Origin of the sequence: Metabacillus litoralis (assembly GCF_003667825.1) — a bacterium.
Taxonomy (GTDB): Bacteria; Bacillota; Bacilli; order Bacillales; family Bacillaceae; genus Metabacillus; species Metabacillus litoralis_B.
Genome location: NZ_CP033043.1, coordinates 3,140,086 through 3,163,044 on the forward strand (window position 1 = coordinate 3,140,086; position 22,959 = coordinate 3,163,044).

Consider the following 22,959-nt stretch of genomic DNA (forward strand, 5'->3'; position numbering starts at 1 on the left):
ATGAGGAAAACTCGCCAATTGGCGAGTTTTTTATATACTCTTTATTTCCTGTACCTGCTCTACTCTACAGCCAACTAAATCAATATCTAGGCACTCTACATCACAATTTTTAAAATCATGAGCCAGCTTTTCTGCCAATTCACTTCCCTTGCCTCTTTCAATAAAGCAAATAACAGTAGGACCAGCACCACTTAATGCAGAGCCATAGGCTCCAAGTGCTTCGACCTTTTCTTGAACAGCTTGAATTTCAGGAATTAATTTTCCTCTATATGGCTGATGAAAAAGATCCTTGCTCATCATGTTACCTACTAAATGCCAATCATTCGTAAGTAGTCCTGCAATAAGCATATTACTGATCGCACTTGCTTCAACTGCTGTTTTATAAGCTAACTCTTGTGGTAATACATTTCTAGCATCGCTTGTAAATACCTCATATTTTGGTATGACGACAACTGCGTCAACATTCACTTCTTTAACACAAACCAGTTCTGTTTTGTCTTCTTGATGAAGCCCAACGACAAGACCACCATACAGAGAAGCTCCAACATTATCTGGATGTCCTTCTTCAAGGCTTGCAATCCGTAATTTTTCTTCATCTGTTAATTGAAGATCACAAAGCTGATTTGAAAGCTCAATACCAGCAATGATTGCTGCAGCACTGCTTCCAATTCCTCTTGCCATTGGAATGTCACTCCAAACCTTTACTTCACATGCTGGTAATGTTTGATTATATTTTTCTGCTACCTTAATCGCCACTTTGGCAATTAAGTTTTGATCATTTGTAGGGATGTCTTTTACATGGTCTGTCATCGGTAAGAAAATACGCTCATCTGCTTTTTTCACCTCTAGCGTTAAGTATTTCCCTAACGCTAGACCAACCGAATCAAATCCAGGACCTAAATTAGCCGTACTCCCCGGAACTGTAATTTTTAACATGTCCCCTTCAGTCATTGTACTGTAACTCCACTTAATTGCTGAAGGAATGTTTCTTCGTCATTTGGAAGAACAATCGGTTTAATTTCAGAAACATCAATAGCTGTGTTTGGATCTTTTAATCCGTTTCCAGTTAATACAGCTACAACCTTACTACCTTCTGCAATTAAGCCTAATTTACGATGTTTGATTAAACCTGCAATAGATGCACAAGAACCTGGCTCAGCAAAGACACCTTCTTCACGTGCAATTAATTGATAGGCTTCTAAAATTTCTTCATCTGTTACTGAATCAATACGTCCTTCAGACTCTTCCTTCGCTTTAACAGCTGTTTCCCAGCTTGCTGGATTACCGATACGAATAGCTGTAGCGACAGTTTCTGGATTTGCAATTGGCTCACCACGAACGATTGCAGCTGCTCCTTCTGCCTGGAATCCATGAATCTTTGGAAGGCCTGTTTGTTTCTTTTCGTTATACTCTTTGAAGCCTTTCCAGTATGCAGTAATGTTTCCAGCGTTTCCGACAGGTATTGCTAAATAGTCAGGTGCACTGCCTAGCTGCTCACACACTTCAAATGCAGCTGTTTTTTGTCCTTCGATACGATATGGATTAACAGAGTTAACTAATGTAATCGGTAATTTTTTGCTAATATTTCGAACCATTGTTAATGCATGATCAAAATTACCTTGAATTGCGTAAATTTCCGCTCCATACATAACTGCTTGTGCTAATTTACCAAAAGCAATTTTCCCATCAGGAATAAGAACAATACACTTCATATTTGCTCTTGCCGCGTACGCAGCTGCTGCAGCAGATGTATTACCAGTAGAGGCACAAATAACAGTGTCACTGCCTTCTTCCTTAGCCTTTGCAACAGCCATAACCATACCACGGTCTTTAAAAGAACCAGTTGGATTTGTTCCCTCTGTTTTTACATAAAGCTCAACACCTAGCTTTTCAGATAGCTTAGGTAGATGAATAAGAGGCGTATTCCCCTCCTGTAAAGTAAGTTTTGGTGTATTTTCAGTTACAGGTAAAAATTCTGCAAATTCTTGGATAAGGCCTTTCCACATCATATTGATCCGTTCCCTTCTACACGATACGTGCTTTTAACTTCTTCGACTACTTCTAAGTCATTTAATTGCTGTAAAATATCTTCAAAATCACTTTGAGCTGCTTTATGTGTGACAATGACGATTTCTGCTAGGTTACTATTCTTAATAGGTAATTGAAGGATTTTTTCAAAGCTCACGCCTCTTTCTGAGAAAAGAGATGTAATATTCGAGAATGCTCCAACCTGATCCTTCGCACTAATTCTTAAGAAATGCTGAGCGTAAATATGCTCTGGACTTTTTAATTGTTTATCAAATTGAGGGTCAACAGCACTGCGGCCATTCACATTCAATCTCATATTTTTCATTACTCCAACTAAATCGGAAACTACCGATGTTGCCGTAGGAAGACTTCCGGCACCAGGACCGTAGAACATTGTCTCTCCAACAGCTTCACCATAAACATAAACAGCGTTGTACTCATCGTTTACTGCTGCAAGTGGATGTGTTTCTGGTAATAATGTTGGTTCAACAGACACTTCAATCTTTCCATTATCACGTTCTGCAATTCCAATTAGCTTCATTGTGTAGCCTAGTCGCTTACTGTAGCTGATATCATCATCAGATACACTAGAAATCCCCTTAACATTTACATCATCTAAATCAACATGCATGGAGAATCCTAGTCTTGCAAGGATTGCCATTTTTCTTGCTGCATCCAAGCCTTCTACATCTGAAGTTGGATCTGCTTCTGCAAAGCCTAAGTCTTGTGCTTCTTTTAGTACCTCATCATAGGCACTGCCTTGCTTTGTCATTTTTGTTAAAATAAAGTTTGTTGTACCGTTAACAATTCCCATCATCTTCGTAATACGATCTGAAGCTAAGCCCTCAGCAAGTGTACGTAGAATTGGAATACCACCAGCTACACTCGCCTCATAAAATAGGTCACAGCCGTTATCAGTTGCAATTGAAAGCAATTCTGTTCCGTAAACAGCCATTAAATCCTTGTTTGCCGTAACAACATGCTTTTTAGCCTTCAGTGCTTCAATGAGGTGTTTACGAGTTTCTTCAACCCCACCCATTACCTCAATCACAACATCTATCTCAGGATTTTTAATCACATCGTCCACGTTTGTTGTAAGCATTTCTTTATCAATATGAACTTGTCTTTCTTTTTCTAACGTTTTTACGACAACCTTTTTAACCTTAACAGGGCAGCCTACTTGGTGCATAAGTTTATCTTGATGGTCTTCTATAATCTTTACAACACCACTACCAACCGTACCAAGACCTAAAAGTCCAACATGAATTGCCTCCACAATATCCCACTCCTTTTTGTTTATCTATAAAGTACAATTGTACTCTCATAAAAGACACAATGAATATACTTGTCATTATAAAATGTAAAGAACTGTTTTACAAGGGTGAATTTTCAGTTTTTATAATAAAAACGTTTTCAAGTGAAAAATACGGACATAATTAACCTTTTCTTTAAACATCATCATATCGTTACTTTCGTTTTAGGTTCTTCTCCACTTAGAACAGCTTTAATATTCATTGCACAAAGATTCATCATTGAATATCTCGTTTCAAGACTGGCACTGCCGATGTGTGGAAGTGCCACAACATTGTTCAGTCCCACTAAAGGATGATCAGCCTGTATTGGTTCATGTAAAAACACATCAAGTCCTGCTGCTGCAATTTCTTTATTTACTAAAGCATGATAAAGGTCCTCTTCACTTACTACGGCACCTCTACTTGCATTAATGAAAATTCCTGTTTTTTTCATTTTCCTAAATGCCTCTAAATCAAATAGATTCTTCGTTTCGTTTGTTAGTGGTGCAAGGCATACAACGAAATCAGAGGAACTTAATAGCTCATCTAACTGACAAAACTTTGCTCCTAATTTTGTTTCAGCTTCTTCATTTCTAGATCGATTATGATAAAGAATCTTCATGTCAAAACCAGTTGCCCGCTTCGCAACAGCTTGTCCTATTTTCCCCATTCCAACAATGCCAATCGTTTTATGATGAACATCGTGACCAGCTAAAAGTAGAGGAGCCCAGCTTTTCCATTGATTATCTTTTACATAATCCGCTGCCTCTATTAATCTTCGTGCTGATGCAAGTAATAAGCCAAACGTTAAATCAGCTGTTGTATCTGTAAGGATATCAGGAGTATTGCATACAACTATCCCTTTTTCATTAGCATATTGTACATTAATATTATCAAATCCAACCGCTAAATTGGCCACAACTTTAAGCTGAGTTCCTTTGTCTAGTAACTCCTGATCAATTGAATCAGAAAGCATCGTTAACAAAGCATCTGCGTTTGTTACTTTTTCAAGCAGCACCTCTCTAGGGCATGGCTTCTCTTCCTCAGGCCACATTTCAACATCAGCTATTTCATAAAGTGGCTGCAGCTGTTCTTCTGAGCATTTTCTTGTTACATATATATAAGGCCTTTTCATTTTTTCACCTCTTACGTTAGTTTAAGACAATATATATTTTACCATAATTTTCAATGGCTGCTTACTAGGGACGTAACCGATCGGAGTTTTTCCGGTTATCCCGAAGAATGGAACTCGGTTGGTGGATATAAGCGGAGTTTTTCCGGTTATCCTGAAGAATGGAACTCGATTGGTGGATATAAGCGGAGTTTTTCCGGTTATCCTGAAGAATGGAACTCGGTTGGTGGATATAAACGGAGTTTTTCCGGTTATCCTGAAGAATGGGACTCGATTGGTGGATATAAGCGGAGTTTTTCCGGTTAAGCAAAGTAAAATGGTCCATTTTCATCTTTTTTGATTAAATAGGCGGAATCTTTCCGTCTATTTAATCTATTTTTTGTGCCATTTCTTCATTAAGAGGAATTTCTCCGCTTATTTCCTGGGATTCTTGTAGATTTGGAAATTAATACAAAAAATGCTTGGAGGCATATATATGTCTCCAAGCATTTTCCTTTGCTGAACTACATGTTAAATTTAATCCTAGTGCTAATAACTATATGAAAAGCAATATTTATACGTTTTTGTACTTCAAAACCGAACCCTTTAGGAAAATCAGGGCTGGTTTAAACCTTAAACCTACCTTATAGCAAGCCAATCAATTGCAGGGACAGAGATTCTTCTCGTTCTAATCGTTAACATACTTGAGTAAGCTTTTAAAAATTCTTCATACTGTCCTGATCTGTTTAAGATTTCTTTCATTCGCTCTTCAAATCTCGGCTTTTGATCTTCTGGTGATAAATAGTATTCTTCGACACACTCAAAATAATGAATTGGAAATAGCAGTCTGCTGTATATTAGTCTCCAGGAAAAGGGAGATAGAGGAGTGGTACGATCATACTCTTCGAGGAATTTAAATCCCTCTGATCTAAACTGTTCTGGTTTTTCCAAGAAATACTGCCTCATATATTCCGCTAAATCCCGACTACTATGATCAAACACCCAATCTGTTGGAGACTTTATACACATGCTAGGATTCCATGTATATTCATGAAACCGTTGGTGACAAATTGTCCCAGAATCAATTGGCTGTGGTTCTTCATCCAATTCTGTATCAACTAAATATTGTATAGCATTTTCTGATAATCCCACATAATAAGGAAAAGATTCAACAAACAACTTTTCAAATGTAGAAAGAGGTTGACTTTGAACTTTCCCCCTCCAGAACATCTCCAATTGATCCAGTCTTTTTTCCCAAAGAATTTTCCACTGACCGATACGCTGCGTTTTAGATACTTGATATGGATAAGCCCTTGCTTTCGAATGAAAACGCGCTAAATCCCTTCCTAATAGGTTAAACCTGCCTTGTGTATAGGCTGAACATTTTAGTACAGCATATCTAACTGAATCTTGCTCAAAAAACAAGTGATTTTGTTTCGTTAAGACCATCGTGGCTATATGAGGTTCCCCTTTTTCAAGCATATATTGACTTAATTGATACAATTCATAGAGCTCTTCCTCTTCAATATGTGAAACAGGAACAATGATAAATTGATTATTATGCAGGCTAAACGAGTCATAATGCCCTAATTTACTTATTTCTCTTACCTTTATCCCATACTCTTCATAAATGGTTTGTTTCATTTCCTTATCCTCCCAGCAATAACCTCCATACTAATCATAATCATTTATTCTTATCTTTATGATTAGACTAAAAAGAAAATAAGTTATTAGAAGGAAATTACCCCTCTATAAAGAATTTTATCTTTAATCAGGTTATTAGAGAGTAAAACAAGGGAATGATTAGAAATGAACAGATTCACAAAATACGATAAGATACGTTTTTTATCCGTATATATCAGTGAGTCATCTCATACAATGAATAAATACACAACGTAAAAAGTCTCGTTTCCTGACGAGCCTGAAAGGGAAAGACAGAGGTATTGAGCACTTATCTTATATTAAAAAATAACTTCTGTGACATTACTTTCATAACGTACAAAAAAAGAATTGGGTGATAAGATGAAAAGTGAAGAGAAAATGGACATTGTTGAAAAAACAGCAAGAGATTGGCTAGTTAAACGAGGTGTAAAGCTTGAGGATATCGCAGACCTTGTATACTTCTTACAAGAAAAGTATCATCCTGATCTCTCAATGGACGATTGCTTAGATAATGTAGATCGTGTGCTTACAAAAAGAGAAGTACAAAACGCCATTCTTACAGGAATTCAATTTGATATTCTCGCTGAAAAGGGACAACTAGAAGAGCCTCTTCAATCTATTATCGGCACTGATGAAAGTCTTTATGGAGTAGATGAGATTTTAGCATTTTCAATTGTTAACATATACGGCTCCATCGGCTTTACTAACTATGGATATATTGACAAAATGAAGCCAGGCATCCTTCAATACCTTAATGATAAATCAGGTGGAAAATGTCACACATTCTTAGATGACATTGTTGGCGCAATAGCAGCAGCAGCTTCAAGCAGGCTTGCTCATCGTGCTAGAGATGTAGAATAAATAAGGATTTAAAAAAGCTACTTCCATTATGAAAGTAGCTTTTTTATATTGTGCTTCAATTTATATTTTTCAGGTAATCACTCAATGAATCTACTGTATAAGTTGGTTGGCTGCTGTATTGCTTTAGTAGCTCCTTCGTTGTTACACCAGTATGGACAAGAAGCGTATCAATTCCACAATTCATGCCAGCCATTATATCTGTATCGTAATTATCACCAACCATTAATGTATCTTCTTTTGCTACCCCCAATACCTCCAGTGCTTGTTCAACAATAATTTTCTCCGGCTTCCCAATAAATATAGGTGCTGTATTAGTTGATACAGCTATAACGGATGTTAACGCACCATTTCCAGGTAATAACCCTCTTTCAGTAGGAATTGCGATATCCGCGTTTGTGGAAATGAAGGCTGCACCGTTTCGTACCGCAATGCAGGCTCTGGCATATTTTTCATAAGATATGTCTCGGTCAATTCCCACAACAACAAAATCTGGATTTTCATCAACTAAATGAAGTCCACCTGTTTGAAGAGCCTCCCTTAAGCCTTCTTCCCCTATCATATAAACAGTAGCCTGATCCTTTTTTTGTGCGATATAATTCGCTGTTGCCTGACTTGTCGTAAATACCCGATCCTCTGATGCCTGTATTTGAAATTCATTTAATTTCTTAGCAACTTGTTTAGGTGTTTGAGAAGAGTTGTTCGTCACAAACAGATATGGAATCTCATTTCTAACTAAATAGTCAACAAAATGACCTGCTTCCTCAATCCGCTCAGTTCCTTTATACATCGTTCCATCTAAGTCGATTAAATACCCTTTGTATTTTTTCAAACGTATTCCCCCTAGTTGTTTAACCTATTATTGAAAGTCTAGTAATAAAAACAAAGAGGATGACAAGTATTCGTCATCCTAATGGTTTAAATGCTGAGACCGGCCCTAATTCATTTTCTATGTAACTTCGAACTTGTGCTGGAAATGAAGTAATTCCTGCTTTATGAGAAGTAACAATTTGGTGCAGCTCCTCATGATTTATCTCTAAATAATCCTGAACAAGTTTTTTTCTAAGTAGGATAACTTGTTTTAAATCATTTCCCTGTTCTTGAGTAACTACTTTTTCATCTAAAAGTATGTCGATAATGTCTTCGTAACTGCCAGGATCTCTCATAATGAATCCATCAATCATCGAATTTCCAACATCAATAATCGTTTCAATGAACATATGACAAATTCTTTCTAGTCCTGCCTTCTCTATTTCTTGATTCCAAGATGATTGGTTATTAAAGAGTTTTATCTGGTTTTCTAGAAATGTTAATTTCGCCTCTATTTGGTCTCGATCTACAAAATACAAGTCATCACCTTCCTATACTAAAGCAACACGTTCCTTCTGTAATTGTCCAGGCCTTGCATAAAAGTAACCTTGTGCTAAATCAACCTGGTTTCTTTTGAGAACCTCTGCTTCTTCTTCCTTTTCAATACCTTCTGCTACTACTAAGGAGCCTGTTTCTCTAGCAATTAAAATAAGTCCTTTTAGCATTGATTCCTTTACCTTGCTCGTGTCAATATCTTGAATGACGGATCGATCTATTTTTATAATGTCCGGAAGAAGCTCACTTATTGTATGTAAACTAGAATATCCTGCTCCTGTGTCATCAACTGCTATTCTAAAGCCCTTTTGACGTAATTGTTTTATATTATCATGGAAAAATTTTAATCCTTCAATTGAATCTCGTTCAGTTACTTCAAAAATCATTCTTCTAGGCTCGATATCAGGGTATCGCGTTAACAGTTTTTCTAGTCCAGGAATAAACCGTTTATTCCCAAGTGTAATTGGAGTGAAGTTTAAAAATACATCATCCATACAACCTACTGAATGGATCAAATGAAATGCTTTCTCCAGGACTAAAAGTTCAAGATCATAAATTAAATTGGATTGCCTTGCTAATGAAAATAATTGTAAAGGACTCTCAAATGCAGTATCTTTAGGTCCTCTTGTCAAAAACTCCCACGCTTTAATTTGATTTGTTGATAGGTCTATGATTGGTTGAGCCAACAGACTAATATCCTGCTTTTGAATAATATCACGCATTTTTAATAACGTTTCTATATATCGTGACTGAATTCGCTTTTCAGCCATTGCCACTGCTTGTTGTTGTGCTGTATATAGTGCATCCTGGATCGTTGAGTGCTCTCTTTCAATGAACATATAACCAATTTCAAAAGAATGGTTAAAATAAGGATACTTTGTAAACATCCATCTTTCTAACCTTGGCACTAGTGTTCGAATGAGATTCTCAATATGTACAACACTTTGCTTTTCATCATTTATTTTAAAGAAAATGGTTAATCCTTCACTGTAATAATCGTGAACAACAAGTAAGTCTAAGTTGTATGGGGAATCTTCAACAATGCTTTTGAATCCCATTCTTAGATCTCTTTTATATTCCTCTAATTGTACCGGTTCCAATTGTTGAGAAAATTCACGAAGATTCGAGATAGTCATGACTACTACAGCAACCTGATGTCCGCTTAACATCGCTTGATGGACGGCTTCTAAAATCGGGTCTCGAAGTACAAATTTAGGTGGATAGAATTTTAATTTGCTTTTATGTAAAAATAGTTTACTCCATTTTCTTAAACGCCTATAATGTTTTTCACAAAGCCCACTTATCATATTATGTACTCAACCCTTCTGACATTAACTATATGTAGTAACATTTTAACATATTTTTCTGTTTTTCGACTTTTTTTTGTAAAAAATTATTTTCATCCTGTTCCTTTTATGATTGAGGTTTTCTCAGGACTTATTTCTTCTGATATGATAAGGGTATGGATGAAATTTGGGTAAATAAGGAGAGATATAATGTCTGAACGATTTTTTTTATATGATGATACAGTTGATACAAAAACAAGGTTTGTAAGCTTTGTGGGGGAAAATCAGCGATTCGATCTGGCCATTGTTCAGAGCGACCGTTATTATGGTAAGCATCTTGTTTTGGATATACAAAGTAATCGCTTTGCCATTATTGGTGAGGATGATTTAAAGGAACCAGGATACATAGAATATGCTTATCAGCTAAATGAGGAAGATGCAGCAGAGCTCCGTGATTTTTTATATGAATTAATGTGATGTATGGTAAGGTGATTTTCCGTAGAAACTACCGATTAAAAGGTAGGTGACCTATGATGGATGATAAAGAAAAAGAAACGTATACCGATTTTTCAAATGTAGAAACACAGCGTAACTTTTTAATTCCTGAACAACTTCCAGAGGGTCCTTATGGTTCACCGCGAAATAAGGACGAGCCTGTTACTAATAAAAGTACACCTTGGAAGGAAGGGCAACGTTATTATAGTGCCTTTAATTACGAGAATAAATCACTTCATCAAAATTTGGAGCGACATGATATGCCGGCTCATCCAACCCATGATGACCCCAACAAAAACGAAGAACCACCTTATACGTCAAAATAAGATGGTTAACTTAGGATAACGTGACTAGTTTTTGTCACGTTATTTTTTTATTCTTTTTAGAACAAAGTACGCACAGCCGAAATTACAGTATTCAAATATGTACTCATCAAGGGTACTAATTTTTGTGTCATAGGTTGCTTTTTGATTTTGATCATCAAAAAAACCACGAAGTCTTAACTGACTATAGCCCCAATCTCCAACAATAAAATCATATTTATTTAAAATTTCGCTGTATCTTTCCTTAAAAGCCTCTTCGTTAAAACCGTTTTTTTCTTCTTTTACTAATTCAAAATGTTGGTTTTGAACACTTATCATGATTTCACCTCATCCATATTCCTTATTCTTATCATAATCTAAACATCTTCAACCATCAATTGCTAAGAAAATTTCATGACACTTTGGTAACTATAAAAGAAGAGGAGGTGCTAATAATGATAAAAACCAAATTAGCGATTAGTATTGTAGGTTTATCTTTATTAACAGCATGTCAGTACGGTGCAGAAGAAGATTCTTCTTTTATGCATGAAAGTGGAAATACAATAAATGTAAGTGATCGTACTGATTTGTACAACGAGGAAGGTTCGCCAAATGCAAATGATAAAGGAGCAAACTTTGGATTTGTTCGACATCAAAAAAGTGGCATTCCTCAAGATATAGCCTATACTCCTACACCTGGAATGGACCGAGAAGCTGTTGCCAATTCGATTAGCAGTTTAAGTGTCCAGCTTCCTAACGTAAATGATGTTGCAACATTAGTTACAGATGAAGAAGTGTTAGTCGCTTATGAAACAGATTCAGATAATCGTTTTGAAACAGCCGATCAAGTAAAGAAAACAGCTTTATCAGTTATACCGCGTTATTATCACGTGTACGTTTCTGATAATCCAAATATGATTCAGCAAATCCAAGCGTATAGTCCACTTGATTCAACAAGTCGAGATATTGATGAAATCTTAACAGATACAATAAACAAGATGCTTGAGTCTCCTCAAGGCCGTGCTTTAAATAATGGCGAAAATGCTAATGGCGAAGGCTATGGAGAAATGAATGAAGATATCGATGATGATATGAAGGATGATTATGAAAAATCCCGTTACGAGAAGGAAAAAATGCAATAAAGATAAATGGAACTGTCACTTGACAGTTCCATTTTTCCACGTTATTAAGCCTGTGCTTGTTTCTGCTTAGCTGCAGAATTTACTTGTTCATCTGCATGATAGGATGAACGAACAAGCGGACCAGCTTCACAGTGGCTAAAGCCTTTACTTAATGCAATTTCACGAAGTTCAGCAAATTCATCTGGATGATAATATTTTTGAACTTTAAGGTGTTTTTTCGTTGGTTGTAGATATTGACCAATTGTCATAATATCCACATCATGAGCACGTAAATCATCCATTGTTTCAATGATTTGCTCTTTTGTTTCTCCAAGACCAATCATAATACTTGATTTAGTTGGAATTTCTGGTTGCATTTCTTTAGCACGTTGTAAAAATTCTAAAGAACGATCATATTTCGCACGAGCACGAACTCTAGGTGTTAGCTCACGAACTGTTTCAATATTATGGTTAAGGATATCAGGTTTTGCATCCATTAACATCTTAAGATTCTCATAAACGCCACCCATATCTGAAGGTAGCACTTCAATTGTTGTAAACGGACTTTTGCGTCGAATCGCACGAACTGTTTCAGCAAATACTTGTGCTCCACCATCTTTTAGGTCATCACGAGCTACAGCAGTTACAACTGCATGTTTAAGATTCATAAGAGCAACCGAGTCTGCTACGCGTTCTGGTTCTGCTAGGTCTAATTCAGTAGGAAGTCCTGTTTTAACGGCACAGAATCGGCATGCACGAGTACATACAGCACCTAAAATCATAAACGTAGCTGTACGACGAACAGCCCAACATTCATGAATATTTGGACATCTAGCCTCTTCACAGACAGTGTGTAGGTTTTGCTCTCTCATCAGCTTTTTTAGATCTGTATAGTTCTCGTTCGTGTTTAATTTTATTTTTAACCATTCTGGCTTACGTAGATATTCTTCCTTTTTCGCCATCTGATTCATCTCCATTATGTAATCTATTTATCGTTATCCACTAATCTAACTATTTCAATATACGTTTCCACTTTAACATAAGGAAACGAGTCGGACAAGGAAAAGGACTGTATGTAATTTCTAACATTTTCTATTAATGAAATACAAATTGAAAACCAAACTATAAAAAGATACTTCCATGGGCAGTTATTGACAAGGATTGGACTTTTACTGGCAGTATTACCTTTTACATTGAAACCAGGTACCACTGCCAGTGAAGGTGTGATTCAATTTGGAACAAATGAAAGGAGCTCATTACTGTGCAAAAAGTACTTTCCTTTATGATCATCTTCTTCATGATGATCTCTGTTTCAGCACATCAAGTTGCCAATGCTGCTGAAAAAACCGACCAAGAAAAAGAATATGAAAAGCTAATGAGCTTATATACAAAAGTAGAAACATTAACGAACATACCTTGGTATGTGTTAGCTGCAATTGATCAATATGAAAGAAATGTCCGTCATTCTAGAAAAGACATTCCCAAAGCTAACGGGTCCATTGAAATTTATGTCAAACCCGAAGTATGGGCAGGGCCCCTCAATCCAAATATGCAGGATACCAATCCTAGAAGCATAGGTTTATTTGGTGGAATTGGAGAGGATGGTAATGGAGATCAGGTTGCCGACCCAACAAATGACGAGGACATCCTCTATTCTTTTGCGCATTATTTACAATCATATGGATCTGATTTGGAAAATTTAAAGATTGGCTTATGGGATTATTATCAACGTGATAAAACAGTTGGACTCATTTTAGGTCATATGAAATTATATAAAAAATATGGCCACTTGGATTTAGATAAGCATGCATTCCCTGTCCCTCTACAACATAACTATAGTTACAAAAATACGTGGGGAGATGCCCGCGGCTGGGGTGGCAGAAGAATCCATGAGGGAACCGACATTTTTGCAAATTACGGGGTTCCAGTAAGAGCAACTTGTTACGGAGTTGTTGAGATGAAGGGGTGGAATCGATATGGTGGTTGGAGAGTAGGAATACGCGATATCGACAATACGTACCATTATTTTGCCCATTTAAATGGTTTTGCAGATGGCCTCCAAACAGGACAAGTTGTCGAGCCAGGTCAATTAATTGGATCAGTAGGAAGCTCTGGATATGGCCCTCCTGGTACCGCAGGAAAATTCCCACCACATCTACACTATGGCCTTTATAAAGATAACGGTCGAACCGAATGGTCATTTGATCCGTATCCTCACCTGAAATCTTGGGAACGAGCTGACCGAAAAAGAAAATAGTATCGACAAAACTCGGGGCGTGCCTGTCACTTCCCGAAATGTACAAAAAAGAGGCTGATTTTCTCAGCCTCTTCTCATTTATTTTTGTTTTGCTTTAATTACAGCATTTGTAATACTTGCCGCAAGGCCTCCCCAAACGACTACAATACCGATTACCATCATTGCAATAGCAGATGTACTCATTATTGAGAAACCTCCTTATTCTTTGAAGTTGTTGATTCATTTTGCTTTTTATTTGTTACCGAGAACAGTACTCCAACTAAGACTGCTCCAATAGCTACCGTCCAACCCCAATTAAAGAGGAATTCACGAGGGTAGTCACCATATTCGCTTGTTAAGTTTGTTCTTAAGTTATCGAACATCATATATCCTAGTACGATTGGAGTGATAAAACCTAAGCATACTCTCCACCAAGTACCTAATTGAATGTCTGACAACTCATTAGCATGCTTTTGAATATTCTTTAATTCCTTTGCAAACCATGCAATTGCAATTACTTCAATGAAACCAGCTAATGTAATACCAAATGTATTAATGAAGTAGTCAACTGAATCTAGGAAATATAGACCACCTCTTGTAGCGAATAGTAATGAGATAACAGCAGCTAATCCACCACCAATTGCAACAGCCTTTGTACGAGATACTTTAAACTTCTCTTGAATACCTGCAACATATGTTTCCGTAATGGAAATTAAGGATGTTAAACCTGCTAATATTAATGAACCAAAGAATAGGAACCCAAATAATCCATTAAAAGCAGGGAATTCATTAATAATTTGTGGGAATACAACAAATGCTAGACCAACACCAGAAGAAACTACTTCTGCTACAGGAACTCCTTGCTGTGCTGCCATAAATCCTAATGCACTAAATACTCCAATACCAGCAAGAACTTCGAATGCTGAGTTTCCGAAACCAGTAATAAAAGCATTGTTTGTAATATCAGATTTTTTAGGAAGATAACTTGAATAAGTAATCATAATAGCAAATGCAATCGATAAACTAAAGAAGATCTGTCCGTAAGCCGCAACCCATACTTTACCATCTAGGATTTTACTCCAATCTGGTTTGAAGAACGCATCTAATCCTTGAGCAGCTCCATCAAGTGTTAAAGCGCGAATAACGATAATAGTAAACATAATAACTAAAACTGGAATAAATACTTTATTAGCTGCTTCAATACCTTTTTTAACACCCGCAAATAAAACGCCTAAAGTAACAATCCAAACTAAGATAAGTGGAATTAAAACCCCTGGTACTAGCCCACCAAATTGACCAGGCTTTTCTGCTAGTTGTAGGTACTCACCGAATAAGAATCCTTCTGTATCAGTACCCCAATTTTGGTTAAATGCAAAAACAGAATAAGATGAAGCCCAAGCGATAATAACTGGATAGTAACATGAAATAACAAATGCGATAGCAACCTGCCACCAGCCCAACCATGAACTTCCCTTACCAACTTTACCGAAAGTTGTAGGAGCAGACCCACGATATTTATGTCCTAGTGTAAACTCCATTACTAGTAATGGGATACCAGCTGTTAACAAAGCAAATAGATATGGTAAGAAAAATGCTCCTCCTCCATTTTCATATGCTGTTGCCGGAAATCTCCAGATATTTCCTAAACCTACTGCAGAACCAACAGCTGCTAGAATAAAGCCAGCCCTTGTCCCCCACTGTGGGCGATTTTCCATAATATTTTCCTCCTCTTCTCATCTCTCACTTAAATGTGGAAACAATTAGAAATTATATAATTTTCTGATTATTTATTATAATCTATACATAGTATAATCGGACATTATGCCTATGTCTATAAAAAATTTTTAAAAAATACTATTTTAAGATGATATTTTCAGAAATTTTAGATTCTATTAAATAGAATATGGAAATACTTTATACATTTTCAAACAAAGACAGATTTTCCCTTTAACTCTTTAATTCTTAAAAGTTGTAAAATGAAATAGTCACCATAAATATTTTTTAACTTCTAAATATTCAGTATCTTTCGACCCTACCTTATATAAATAAAAAATAGATATTACTATTCAAGGAATAACATTACAAAGAAATGAAAAAAAAGAAAGGCGAATCGCCTTCCTTTTTATACTGCTTTTGCTCTTTTTGCAAAAATGAAAATAAACCCTACTAATAAGATAGATATTGTAAGTAAACCAACTAAACTACTACCCGTAAAACCTAAAACAAGATAACCGATTGTAGCAACGCCTCCACCAATTAAGGCGTAAGGTAACTGAGTCAATACGTGATCAATGTGATGACTTCCTGCTCCTGTAGAGGATAGTATTGTCGTATCAGAAATTGGTGAACAATGATCACCTAATACAGAACCTGCAAGAACTGCTGCCATAGCTGCAAGCAACATGTTAATATCAGTAGCTGCTGTAATTTCACCTGCAATTGGTAACATGATTCCAAAAGTTCCCCAAGAAGTACCAGTTGCAAACGCCATGAATGCTGCCAATATAAACATTACGACTGGAAGATACGATAAGTTAAGGTTAGATTTTTCAACAATTCCCGCTAAATATTCCCCTGTACTTAATTGACCGATCAAATCTACAATAACCCACGCAAATAACAGGATGTAGATAGCTGGTAGCATTGATTTAACACCTTCAATGATTGCAAGGGGCAAATAACGCCCATTAATTCCTCTACTAAAAAATAATATGATGGTGATTGCTAGTCCAAATAGTCCGCCATATAATAGCGATGCTGAAACATCTGTATTTTCAAAGATTGCAAAAATATCTACAGCTGATTTGTCTTCAATTGCTGAATAACCCGTATAAAGCATCGATGCCACTGTACCAATAATTAAAGAAAGAATAGGCCAAACAAGGTTACCAATCGTGCCTTTATCACTTGTTGGTAAATCTTCTTTAATTTCACCCAATGCTTCTTTGGAAGGATCAACTACTTGTCCAGTTTGAATCGCACGATCTTCATGAACTTTCATGCTGCCAATATTAATATTGAAATAAGCTACTGCAAACACAAGAACCAATGCAGCAAAAACATAGTAGTTCATCGGAATCATTGTCATAAATGCGCCAAGCGGTGTAAACTCAGTAACACCATGAGTAGTTAAAATTGTCGCAATCATTGCAATGATATATGCTCCCCAGCTTGAAATTGGTGAAACAACACAAACTGGTGCTGATGTTGAATCAATAATATAAGCAAGTTTAGCCCGTGAAACCTTTTGACGATCAGTAATCGGACGACTAACTTGTCCAACGGCAAGTGCATTAAAATAATCATCAATGAAAATGAGTATTCCTAATATTGCTGCTGTAAATTGAGCTCCTGTTCGAGTTTTTACACGCTTTTGTGCCCACTCACCAAAAGCACGACTCCCGCCTGAGATAGAAATAAGTGCTGTAACAATTCCTAAGATTAACAAGAATAATATGATATAAACATTCCAAGTGTTTAATTCACCTTCAGAAATGAAAATACCTTTAACAGCATTTATTATGACCATCCCGGAATCTGCGATTGAAAAATCCTTTAGTAATAACGCTGCTGATACAATCCCCACGCCTAGAGATAACAAAACTCTCCTTGTTAAGATAACCATTAAGATGGCGATTATCGGGGGAATAATTGAAAAAATAGTGCCTGACATGATGTAAAATGCCTCCCTGTTTTTATTATTGGAAGGGCTTATACTGATTGTAAGGAACAATGCACCCTAAAAAAGTGCATAGAAAAAGAGTAACGATAGAAAATAACTATCATTACTCTTATTTGAATAATGTTATGTTATCCTCCATCTCGATCAGTAGCCCTCCATTATAGTTTTCTATAATGACAGTATTACCTTTATTCAACGTAATACCAGCAAATGCAGCCTGACTAGCTAACATTCACTTCGGCAAAAACCCCTTTTCAATACGTTCATCGTTGTCATTCTCACATATTGTACTCTTGGTTTCTGCGCCTCTACCTCATCATGAGATAAGGTGATGTAGGTCAATATTTAATTAACTTTCAATAGTTTAGCAAAATAGTAGTCATATGACAACTATGGAATTGCTGGTAATTCAATGGCAGGTGCATTTTCTCCGCTTCCATTATTATAATACTGCGGTACATCACCGTGAGCTGCAATGTCAACAATAGGTATTGTATTAGTAATCGTAACAGGCTTTGTTGAGAAGGGGATAACAACCTGTACAGTTACTTCCACAATAACAGATATTTCATGAACAGCACTGTTAATTCCATATTCCTTTAATGTTCTTTTTATATCGGTATGTACATCACCTATTAAGTAAAAACGAACTGGAATATCTGGACCTATAGTACTTAAAATTGCATTATCCGTTATTTGCCCCAGCGGAATCGAATAAACAATTCCATCATCTAATTCCATTTCCTGATTGTCTGTTGTATGAAAATTTCCTTTTTCAATTTCGGTTAATTTCCTTGTGATGTTATCAGTAATTCGATCTAATTCTGCTCGAACAACTGCTGAATTAAATCGGATTGTGTTTGTATTGCCGTTGTTATCCTTATCTATTATAACAAGGTTTTCTTGATCTTTCTCTGTTTCTTCCTTTACAGCTTCATGAATAATCGTTGTTGCAATGGAAGAAGCTTCTAGCTTTGCGATATCCATAATAGCTGGCTCTACTTTGCTATCTACATACCAAAAACTACTGGCTGTCAGAAACGTAAATATAACAAGTGTTAACAATAGTACATATCGAAAAGGTAAAGGCCCTTTGCGCGGGCGTCGACCGCGAAACTTAGCCAAAACAAATCCCTCCTTTACAAGCTATGTTTATGCATGACAGGAGGGATGTACGCTTACTTTTTTATTCATTCTAAACTTTTTATTGTTTTAGGACAATACAGGCTTGCTTCTTACTTAAGCCATTTTTAGTAAAGCATCTTTTCCTGTTGTTCCCACAGTGATTCCCAGTTTTTCTGCTTCATATGTGACAGATTCCAGTGGCGCTTCGAGTAATTGATCAATTGTACGGACACCAACAGCACGACCAGCAATAATTCCTCGGTCTTTAAGCTTTTCATTTAATAATGCAACATCAAGTGCTCCGCACATGATATATCCTTTATCGTTTGTAACTGCCATAAAATTTGTTTTAGGCAACGCAACTGTAATCGCTGTGAACTGCTTTCCTTCTATAACAACTGGAGTCATTGTAACCATTGTGTATCTACACTCCTTTCTTGATATATTCTTATGAATTAAGAAAGGATACGTGTAGATATGTGCCTATTCAATTCTAGATTTTTCACCTAACTTCCAAGCTAATAAATCTCTCAATAATTCAGGCATAAAAAACACTTTTTTCTCGGCATGACCGATTTCAGGATATAGTGGACCGAGAGTAAACATATCGATCGTCGCAACAGCATAAATTCTTTCAGGAGAAATGGGTTTGCCATTAACAACTATTTCTTTCACATGATCTTTGCCATCCTCTAACGTTTCCATGTTTACTTCAATCCCATCAAAAACCATTCGTCCCATTACTTTTCCTCTAAAGCCAAGACCTTTTAGCTTTAAATGTTCCATCTTCTCATCTCTCGATTGAACAATAACTTCTTTAAGAACATCACCTTTTAAATAAACCTTACACGGATTTATTGGATGTGGACAAATGCGATGAAGATCTTTTCTTGTGACAGATCCTTTTTGTAATGGCTCTAAAAGAATACCTGAGTTCACCATTGCAACCTCTCCATCACACCACTCCTTTATTGATTGAACAAGGAGTTTTGGGAATTCAGATTCTTGGTACCAATCTAAAGAAAGACCATTTTTTGAGACACCAATTACCTCCGAAAGAATGTTATCGGCTTGTCTTGAAGATTCTTGTAGCCATAACTCTGTTTCATTACATACTATTTTCTGCTCCTCTATTGGAAATAGAGAAGCTTTATACTGATGAAGTTTATTAGTCTCAAGACAAATAGATAAAGAAATATGCCCAACATATTGACCATATTTTCCTGCACCTGCGATTAGAGTGTTATGAAGCTCAATCCCTTCTTTCAGAACATGATGGGTATGACCTCCGATAATTACATCAATATCAGGAAACTCTTTTGCTATAATTTCGTCATCACTTATTCCCAAATGAGACAAAAGTACAATCACATCACATTGTTCCTTTACTTGTTCAACAGTCTCCAATAAACTTTGAAAAGGGTCTTTTATTCTCCATCCAAGTAATTCATAGAACTTTTCATAGAAAACCGTAACACCAAGGAAAGCAATCCTCGTACCACTGTTGAGTGTAATAATATGATAAGGAACAACCCAATTAGGGCGTTCCCCCAATTCGGTATATAAATTAGATAATATCACCGGAAATGTTGCGTTTTCATATAAAGAATCAAGGTCTTCATGTGAAAAAGTAATGCCTTCATTATTACCAATTGTTACTGCGTCATAATTTAACTGATTTAACAGTGTAACATTTGCTTTTCCCTTTGTTGCTTCAGTTATTGGATGAAACCGATCTGAATGATCTCCAATATCCAATAAAATCATTTGTTCATTTTGTTGATCGTGCCATGCCTTTTTGTTTTTTATAAATTGTACGATAGCTGGCCAATTTTCAAAATGACTATGTAAATCATTTGTATGATAAAGGTGAACGGTTTCTAACATGTTCCTCTCTCCTTACTTAAACTCCACATATTACATGCCCTCATTATTATCTTGAAACAAACTTAATTGTTTTTCAGCTAAGCCTGTATAATGAAGATTTAGTAGATTTATCATCATCTTTGCATTATCTGCAGCATCTCCACCTGAGTTGTTATTAAAGAGCATATATGTTGTTTCTGTTCTATGTTGTATCTCAGCTAAATGGTCTTTCCACTCTAATAACTCTTCTTCATTATATCGATACAAATATCGAACATCTCGCCAATTATCTCCATTAGCCGGCTTATTCCATCCATATACATTTCTTCCATGGAGACGGATAAGTGTTTTATGAGGAGTAGTTGGTTTTAGAACGGTGGGAATCGATCTTTCACCAGCCTGAGGTTCGTCCACAATACTATGAATCCATTTCTCATCCTCCATAAACTGTAAGGTTTTATCATAATAACTAGAAGAAAACCACGAGCGGTTGCGAAATTCTAATGCAACCTCTGTATCTCCCATTTTTTCTCTGCACCATTTTAAGTATGCTACATTTTCTTTGTTACATGAAAACCAAGGGGGAAATTGGAATAATACCATAGCTAATTTATTTGCATTTTTTAATGGTTGAATCGATTTTATGTATGCTGAAAACATATCAGATTTGTTATCAAAGGGAATTTCTCCGCGAAGATGTCCTGTCATTCCTTGATAAGCTTTTGCTATAAACTGAAACCCCTTTGGTGTATCTTTTACCCACTTTTCCATATTACGTTCCGGCTGGACAGCATAAAAACATGAATCAATTTCAACAGTTGGAAAATGTGCAGCATATTCTTGTAATTTATTCGTTGTATTCAAACCAGTATAAAGGGATTCATGATCTCCCCATCCAGTTAAACCTATTTGAATGCTTGTCAATCAAAATCATCCTTTTTAATTAACGGCTTTACATTAATTATACGACTCTTTGTTCTTTCCATAAACCTAAATAGAGTTCTAACGACATATTACCCAAACATAAAACAAATGGTTGTTTCACACGTATTCTTTGCGTACTAAAAAGGACTGACAATTGTCAGTCCTTTTATATGAAAGTTATTAACCGATAGAACCTTCCATTTCGAACTTGATCAGACGGTTCATTTCTACTGCATATTCCATTGGAAGTTCTTTTGTGAATGGCTCGATAAAGCCCATTACGATCATTTCTGTTGCTTCTTCTTCTGAAATACCACGACTCATTAGATAGAATAATTGCTCTTCAGATACTTTTGAAACTTTCGCTTCGTGTTCAAGAGAAATATTATCGTTAAGAATTTCATTGTATGGAATTGTATCAGATGTTGATTGATTATCCATGATGAGTGTATCACACTCAATGTTTGATCTTGCCCCTTCAGCTTTACGTCCAAAGTGTACAATACCACGATATGTTACTTTACCACCTTGCTTTGAAATGGATTTGGAAACAATCGTAGATGATGTGTTTGGCGCAAGGTGAATCATTTTTGCACCTGCATCCTGGTGTTGACCTTTACCTGCTAAGGCAATAGAAAGTGTCATACCACGTGCTCCTTCACCACGAAGGATAACAGCTGGGTATTTCATAGTTAATTTTGAACCAATGTTACCATCGATCCATTCCATCGTTGCATTCGCATCACAAACTGCACGCTTTGTTACAAGGTTAAACACGTTATTTGCCCAGTTTTGAATTGTTGTATAACGGCAGTAGCCACCGTCTTTAACAATGATCTCAACAACTGCACTGTGAAGTGAGTTCGTTGTATAAACTGGAGCTGTACAACCCTCAACATAGTGTACATGTGCGCCTTCATCAACGATGATTAATGTACGCTCAAATTGTCCCATGTTTTCAGAGTTAATACGGAAGTATGCTTGTAATGGAGTATCAACTTTAACACCTTTTGGTACATAAATGAATGATCCACCAGACCATACAGCAGAGTTTAAAGCAGAGAACTTATTATCTGCTGGAGGAATTACTTTTCCAAAATGCTCACGGAAAATATCTTCGTTCTCTTTTAAAGCTGTATCCGTATCTTTGAAGACAATACCAAGGTCTTCAAGGTCTTCTTTCATGTTATGGTAAACAACCTCTGATTCATATTGAGCTGATACACCAGCTAAATATTTTTGCTCTGCCTCAGGGATCCCTAATTTATCAAATGTAGCTTTAATTTCTTCAGGAACCTCATCCCATGAGCGTTCTGATTTCTCAGAAGGTTTTACATAATACGTAATTTCATCGAAATTTAATGAGGCCATATCCCCACCCCATTGTGGCATTGGCATATTGTAAAAATGCTCCAATGATTTCAAACGGAAATCAAGCATCCATTGTGGTTCATCTTTCATACGAGAGATTTCTTCAACAATCTCTTTCGTTAATCCTCGTTTAGAACGGAAGATGGAAACATCCTTGTCAGCAAAACCATATTTATAATCGCCGATTTCAGGTGCCTTTTTTGCCATCTACATTCACTCCAATCAAATTAGATTT

At 36.3% G+C, this 22,959-nt stretch carries 23 protein-coding genes and 1 riboswitch; of the genes, 5 read left to right on the plus strand and 18 right to left on the minus strand.

What is annotated here, in order from left to right; translation table 11 throughout:
* Positions 1–30: 30 nt before the first annotated feature.
* From thrB to yutH, 5 genes are all read right to left on the minus strand, one after another.
* Positions 31–951, minus strand: a complete 921-nt coding sequence (thrB, locus tag D9842_RS15680; RefSeq protein WP_121663314.1) for a homoserine kinase — start codon at positions 949–951, stop codon at positions 31–33.
* On the minus strand, positions 948–2,006 hold the full coding sequence (gene thrC, locus D9842_RS15685; protein WP_121665088.1) for a threonine synthase: 1,059 nt from the start codon (positions 2,004–2,006) through the stop codon (positions 948–950). The genes thrB and thrC overlap by 4 nt, the downstream gene beginning before the upstream one ends.
* Positions 2,006–3,304 (minus strand): homoserine dehydrogenase, encoded by a 1,299-nt coding sequence (locus tag D9842_RS15690; protein ID WP_121663315.1) that lies wholly within the window; start codon positions 3,302–3,304, stop codon positions 2,006–2,008. The genes thrC and D9842_RS15690 overlap by 1 nt, the downstream gene beginning before the upstream one ends.
* 182 nt (positions 3,305–3,486) lie before the next feature.
* Positions 3,487–4,455 (minus strand): 2-hydroxyacid dehydrogenase, encoded by a 969-nt coding sequence (locus tag D9842_RS15695; protein WP_121663316.1) that lies wholly within the window; start codon positions 4,453–4,455, stop codon positions 3,487–3,489.
* Between the two features lie 615 nt (positions 4,456–5,070).
* On the minus strand, positions 5,071–6,075 hold the full coding sequence (gene yutH / locus D9842_RS15705; RefSeq protein ID WP_121663318.1) for a spore coat putative kinase YutH: 1,005 nt from the start codon (positions 6,073–6,075) through the stop codon (positions 5,071–5,073).
* 378 nt (positions 6,076–6,453) lie between these two features.
* Here yutH and D9842_RS15710 point away from each other — a divergent pair, with 378 nt between their 5' ends.
* Entirely contained in the window at positions 6,454–6,954 is a 501-nt protein-coding gene (locus D9842_RS15710; protein ID WP_121663319.1) for a phosphatidylglycerophosphatase A family protein, read from the plus strand.
* A gap of 55 nt (positions 6,955–7,009) precedes the next feature.
* Here the strand turns inward: D9842_RS15710 and D9842_RS15715 are convergent, their stop codons facing one another.
* From D9842_RS15715 to D9842_RS15725, 3 genes are all read right to left on the minus strand, one after another.
* Entirely contained in the window at positions 7,010–7,783 is a 774-nt protein-coding gene (locus D9842_RS15715) for a TIGR01457 family HAD-type hydrolase (RefSeq protein WP_121663320.1), read from the minus strand.
* Between the two features lie 73 nt (positions 7,784–7,856).
* A complete protein-coding gene (locus tag D9842_RS15720) occupies positions 7,857–8,300 on the minus strand; it encodes a DUF86 domain-containing protein (RefSeq protein WP_121663321.1) in 444 nt (147 codons plus the stop codon).
* A gap of 12 nt (positions 8,301–8,312) precedes the next feature.
* Positions 8,313–9,452: an EAL domain-containing protein gene (locus tag D9842_RS15725; protein WP_257535883.1), complete on the minus strand. Its 1,140-nt coding sequence runs from the start codon at positions 9,450–9,452 to the stop codon at positions 8,313–8,315.
* Positions 9,453–9,812: 360 nt separating this feature from the next.
* Here D9842_RS15725 and D9842_RS15730 point away from each other — a divergent pair, with 360 nt between their 5' ends.
* Positions 9,813–10,079 (plus strand): DUF3055 domain-containing protein, encoded by a 267-nt coding sequence (locus tag D9842_RS15730; RefSeq protein ID WP_098795478.1) that lies wholly within the window; start codon positions 9,813–9,815, stop codon positions 10,077–10,079.
* A gap of 56 nt (positions 10,080–10,135) precedes the next feature.
* Positions 10,136–10,423: a cytosolic protein gene (locus tag D9842_RS15735; RefSeq protein WP_121663323.1), complete on the plus strand. Its 288-nt coding sequence runs from the start codon at positions 10,136–10,138 to the stop codon at positions 10,421–10,423.
* A 39-nt stretch (positions 10,424–10,462) separates the two neighbouring features.
* Here the strand turns inward: D9842_RS15735 and D9842_RS15740 are convergent, their stop codons facing one another.
* Positions 10,463–10,738, minus strand: coding sequence for a YutD family protein (locus D9842_RS15740; protein WP_121663324.1), 276 nt, complete (start codon positions 10,736–10,738; stop codon positions 10,463–10,465).
* A 116-nt stretch (positions 10,739–10,854) separates the two neighbouring features.
* Between D9842_RS15740 and D9842_RS15745 the strand changes: the two genes are divergently transcribed.
* Entirely contained in the window at positions 10,855–11,541 is a 687-nt protein-coding gene (locus D9842_RS15745) for a YhcN/YlaJ family sporulation lipoprotein (RefSeq protein ID WP_121663325.1), read from the plus strand.
* 44 nt (positions 11,542–11,585) lie between these two features.
* On the opposite strand, the gene lipA is transcribed toward D9842_RS15745, so the two are convergent.
* A complete protein-coding gene (lipA, locus tag D9842_RS15750; RefSeq protein WP_255301566.1) occupies positions 11,586–12,497 on the minus strand; it encodes a lipoyl synthase in 912 nt (303 codons plus the stop codon).
* 305 nt (positions 12,498–12,802) lie between these two features.
* Between lipA and D9842_RS15755 the strand changes: the two genes are divergently transcribed.
* Positions 12,803–13,777 carry a M23 family metallopeptidase gene (locus D9842_RS15755; protein ID WP_121665089.1) on the plus strand — a complete coding sequence of 325 codons (975 nt, stop codon included), beginning with the start codon at positions 12,803–12,805 and terminating at the stop codon, positions 13,775–13,777.
* A 78-nt stretch (positions 13,778–13,855) separates the two neighbouring features.
* Here the strand turns inward: D9842_RS15755 and D9842_RS15760 are convergent, their stop codons facing one another.
* The 8 genes from D9842_RS15760 to sufB form a co-directional block, all read right to left on the minus strand.
* Positions 13,856–13,960 (minus strand): methionine/alanine import family NSS transporter small subunit, encoded by a 105-nt coding sequence (locus tag D9842_RS15760; protein ID WP_121663326.1) that lies wholly within the window; start codon positions 13,958–13,960, stop codon positions 13,856–13,858.
* Positions 13,960–15,471 (minus strand): sodium-dependent transporter, encoded by a 1,512-nt coding sequence (locus tag D9842_RS15765; RefSeq protein WP_121663327.1) that lies wholly within the window; start codon positions 15,469–15,471, stop codon positions 13,960–13,962. Before D9842_RS15765 ends, D9842_RS15760 begins: the two co-directional genes overlap by 1 nt.
* 407 nt (positions 15,472–15,878) lie before the next feature.
* Positions 15,879–17,429 (minus strand): Na+/H+ antiporter NhaC family protein, encoded by a 1,551-nt coding sequence (locus tag D9842_RS15770; protein ID WP_121663328.1) that lies wholly within the window; start codon positions 17,427–17,429, stop codon positions 15,879–15,881.
* 149 nt (positions 17,430–17,578) lie between these two features.
* A riboswitch (Lysine riboswitch) is annotated at positions 17,579–17,757 on the minus strand.
* 71 nt (positions 17,758–17,828) lie between these two features.
* Positions 17,829–18,563, minus strand: coding sequence for a sporulation protein YunB (gene yunB / locus D9842_RS15775; RefSeq protein WP_121663329.1), 735 nt, complete (start codon positions 18,561–18,563; stop codon positions 17,829–17,831).
* Between the two features lie 114 nt (positions 18,564–18,677).
* The gene (locus D9842_RS15780; protein WP_098796449.1) at positions 18,678–18,980 is read right to left on the minus strand and encodes a YunC family protein; all 303 of its coding nucleotides are present in this window, start codon (positions 18,978–18,980) and stop codon (positions 18,678–18,680) included.
* 66 nt (positions 18,981–19,046) lie between these two features.
* Positions 19,047–20,450: a bifunctional metallophosphatase/5'-nucleotidase gene (locus D9842_RS15785; protein WP_121663330.1), complete on the minus strand. Its 1,404-nt coding sequence runs from the start codon at positions 20,448–20,450 to the stop codon at positions 19,047–19,049.
* Positions 20,451–20,480: 30 nt separating this feature from the next.
* On the minus strand, positions 20,481–21,353 hold the full coding sequence (locus tag D9842_RS15790) for a DUF72 domain-containing protein (protein WP_121663331.1): 873 nt from the start codon (positions 21,351–21,353) through the stop codon (positions 20,481–20,483).
* Positions 21,354–21,533: 180 nt separating this feature from the next.
* Positions 21,534–22,931: a Fe-S cluster assembly protein SufB gene (gene sufB, locus D9842_RS15795; protein WP_098796446.1), complete on the minus strand. Its 1,398-nt coding sequence runs from the start codon at positions 22,929–22,931 to the stop codon at positions 21,534–21,536.
* Positions 22,932–22,959 lie beyond the last annotated feature (28 nt).

Bases quoted from the DNA above. Each gene is read 5' to 3' on its own strand.
- D9842_RS15695 (WP_121663316.1), bottom strand. From the start codon at position 4,455: ATGAAAAGGCCTTATATATATGTAACAAGAAAATGCTCAGAAGAACAG.
- D9842_RS15730 (WP_098795478.1), top strand. From the start codon at position 9,813: ATGTCTGAACGATTTTTTTTATATGATGATACAGTTGATACAAAAACA.
- D9842_RS15785 (WP_121663330.1), bottom strand. From the start codon at position 20,450: ATGTTAGAAACCGTTCACCTTTATCATACAAATGATTTACATAGTCAT.
- D9842_RS15735 (WP_121663323.1), top strand. From the start codon at position 10,136: ATGGATGATAAAGAAAAAGAAACGTATACCGATTTTTCAAATGTAGAA.
- D9842_RS15770 (WP_121663328.1), bottom strand. From the start codon at position 17,429: ATGTCAGGCACTATTTTTTCAATTATTCCCCCGATAATCGCCATCTTA.
- D9842_RS15760 (WP_121663326.1), bottom strand. From the start codon at position 13,960: ATGAGTACATCTGCTATTGCAATGATGGTAATCGGTATTGTAGTCGTT.
- lipA (WP_255301566.1), bottom strand. From the start codon at position 12,497: ATGGAGATGAATCAGATGGCGAAAAAGGAAGAATATCTACGTAAGCCA.
- D9842_RS15780 (WP_098796449.1), bottom strand. From the start codon at position 18,980: ATGGTTACAATGACTCCAGTTGTTATAGAAGGAAAGCAGTTCACAGCG.
- D9842_RS15710 (WP_121663319.1), top strand. From the start codon at position 6,454: ATGAAAAGTGAAGAGAAAATGGACATTGTTGAAAAAACAGCAAGAGAT.
- D9842_RS15740 (WP_121663324.1), bottom strand. From the start codon at position 10,738: ATGATAAGTGTTCAAAACCAACATTTTGAATTAGTAAAAGAAGAAAAA.
- D9842_RS15745 (WP_121663325.1), top strand. From the start codon at position 10,855: ATGATAAAAACCAAATTAGCGATTAGTATTGTAGGTTTATCTTTATTA.
- thrC (WP_121665088.1), bottom strand. From the start codon at position 2,006: ATGTGGAAAGGCCTTATCCAAGAATTTGCAGAATTTTTACCTGTAACT.
- D9842_RS15725 (WP_257535883.1), bottom strand. From the start codon at position 9,452: ATGACTATCTCGAATCTTCGTGAATTTTCTCAACAATTGGAACCGGTA.
- yutH (WP_121663318.1), bottom strand. From the start codon at position 6,075: ATGAAACAAACCATTTATGAAGAGTATGGGATAAAGGTAAGAGAAATA.
- D9842_RS15765 (WP_121663327.1), bottom strand. From the start codon at position 15,471: ATGGAAAATCGCCCACAGTGGGGGACAAGGGCTGGCTTTATTCTAGCA.
- D9842_RS15755 (WP_121665089.1), top strand. From the start codon at position 12,803: ATGATCATCTTCTTCATGATGATCTCTGTTTCAGCACATCAAGTTGCC.
- thrB (WP_121663314.1), bottom strand. From the start codon at position 951: ATGACTGAAGGGGACATGTTAAAAATTACAGTTCCGGGGAGTACGGCT.
- sufB (WP_098796446.1), bottom strand. From the start codon at position 22,931: ATGGCAAAAAAGGCACCTGAAATCGGCGATTATAAATATGGTTTTGCT.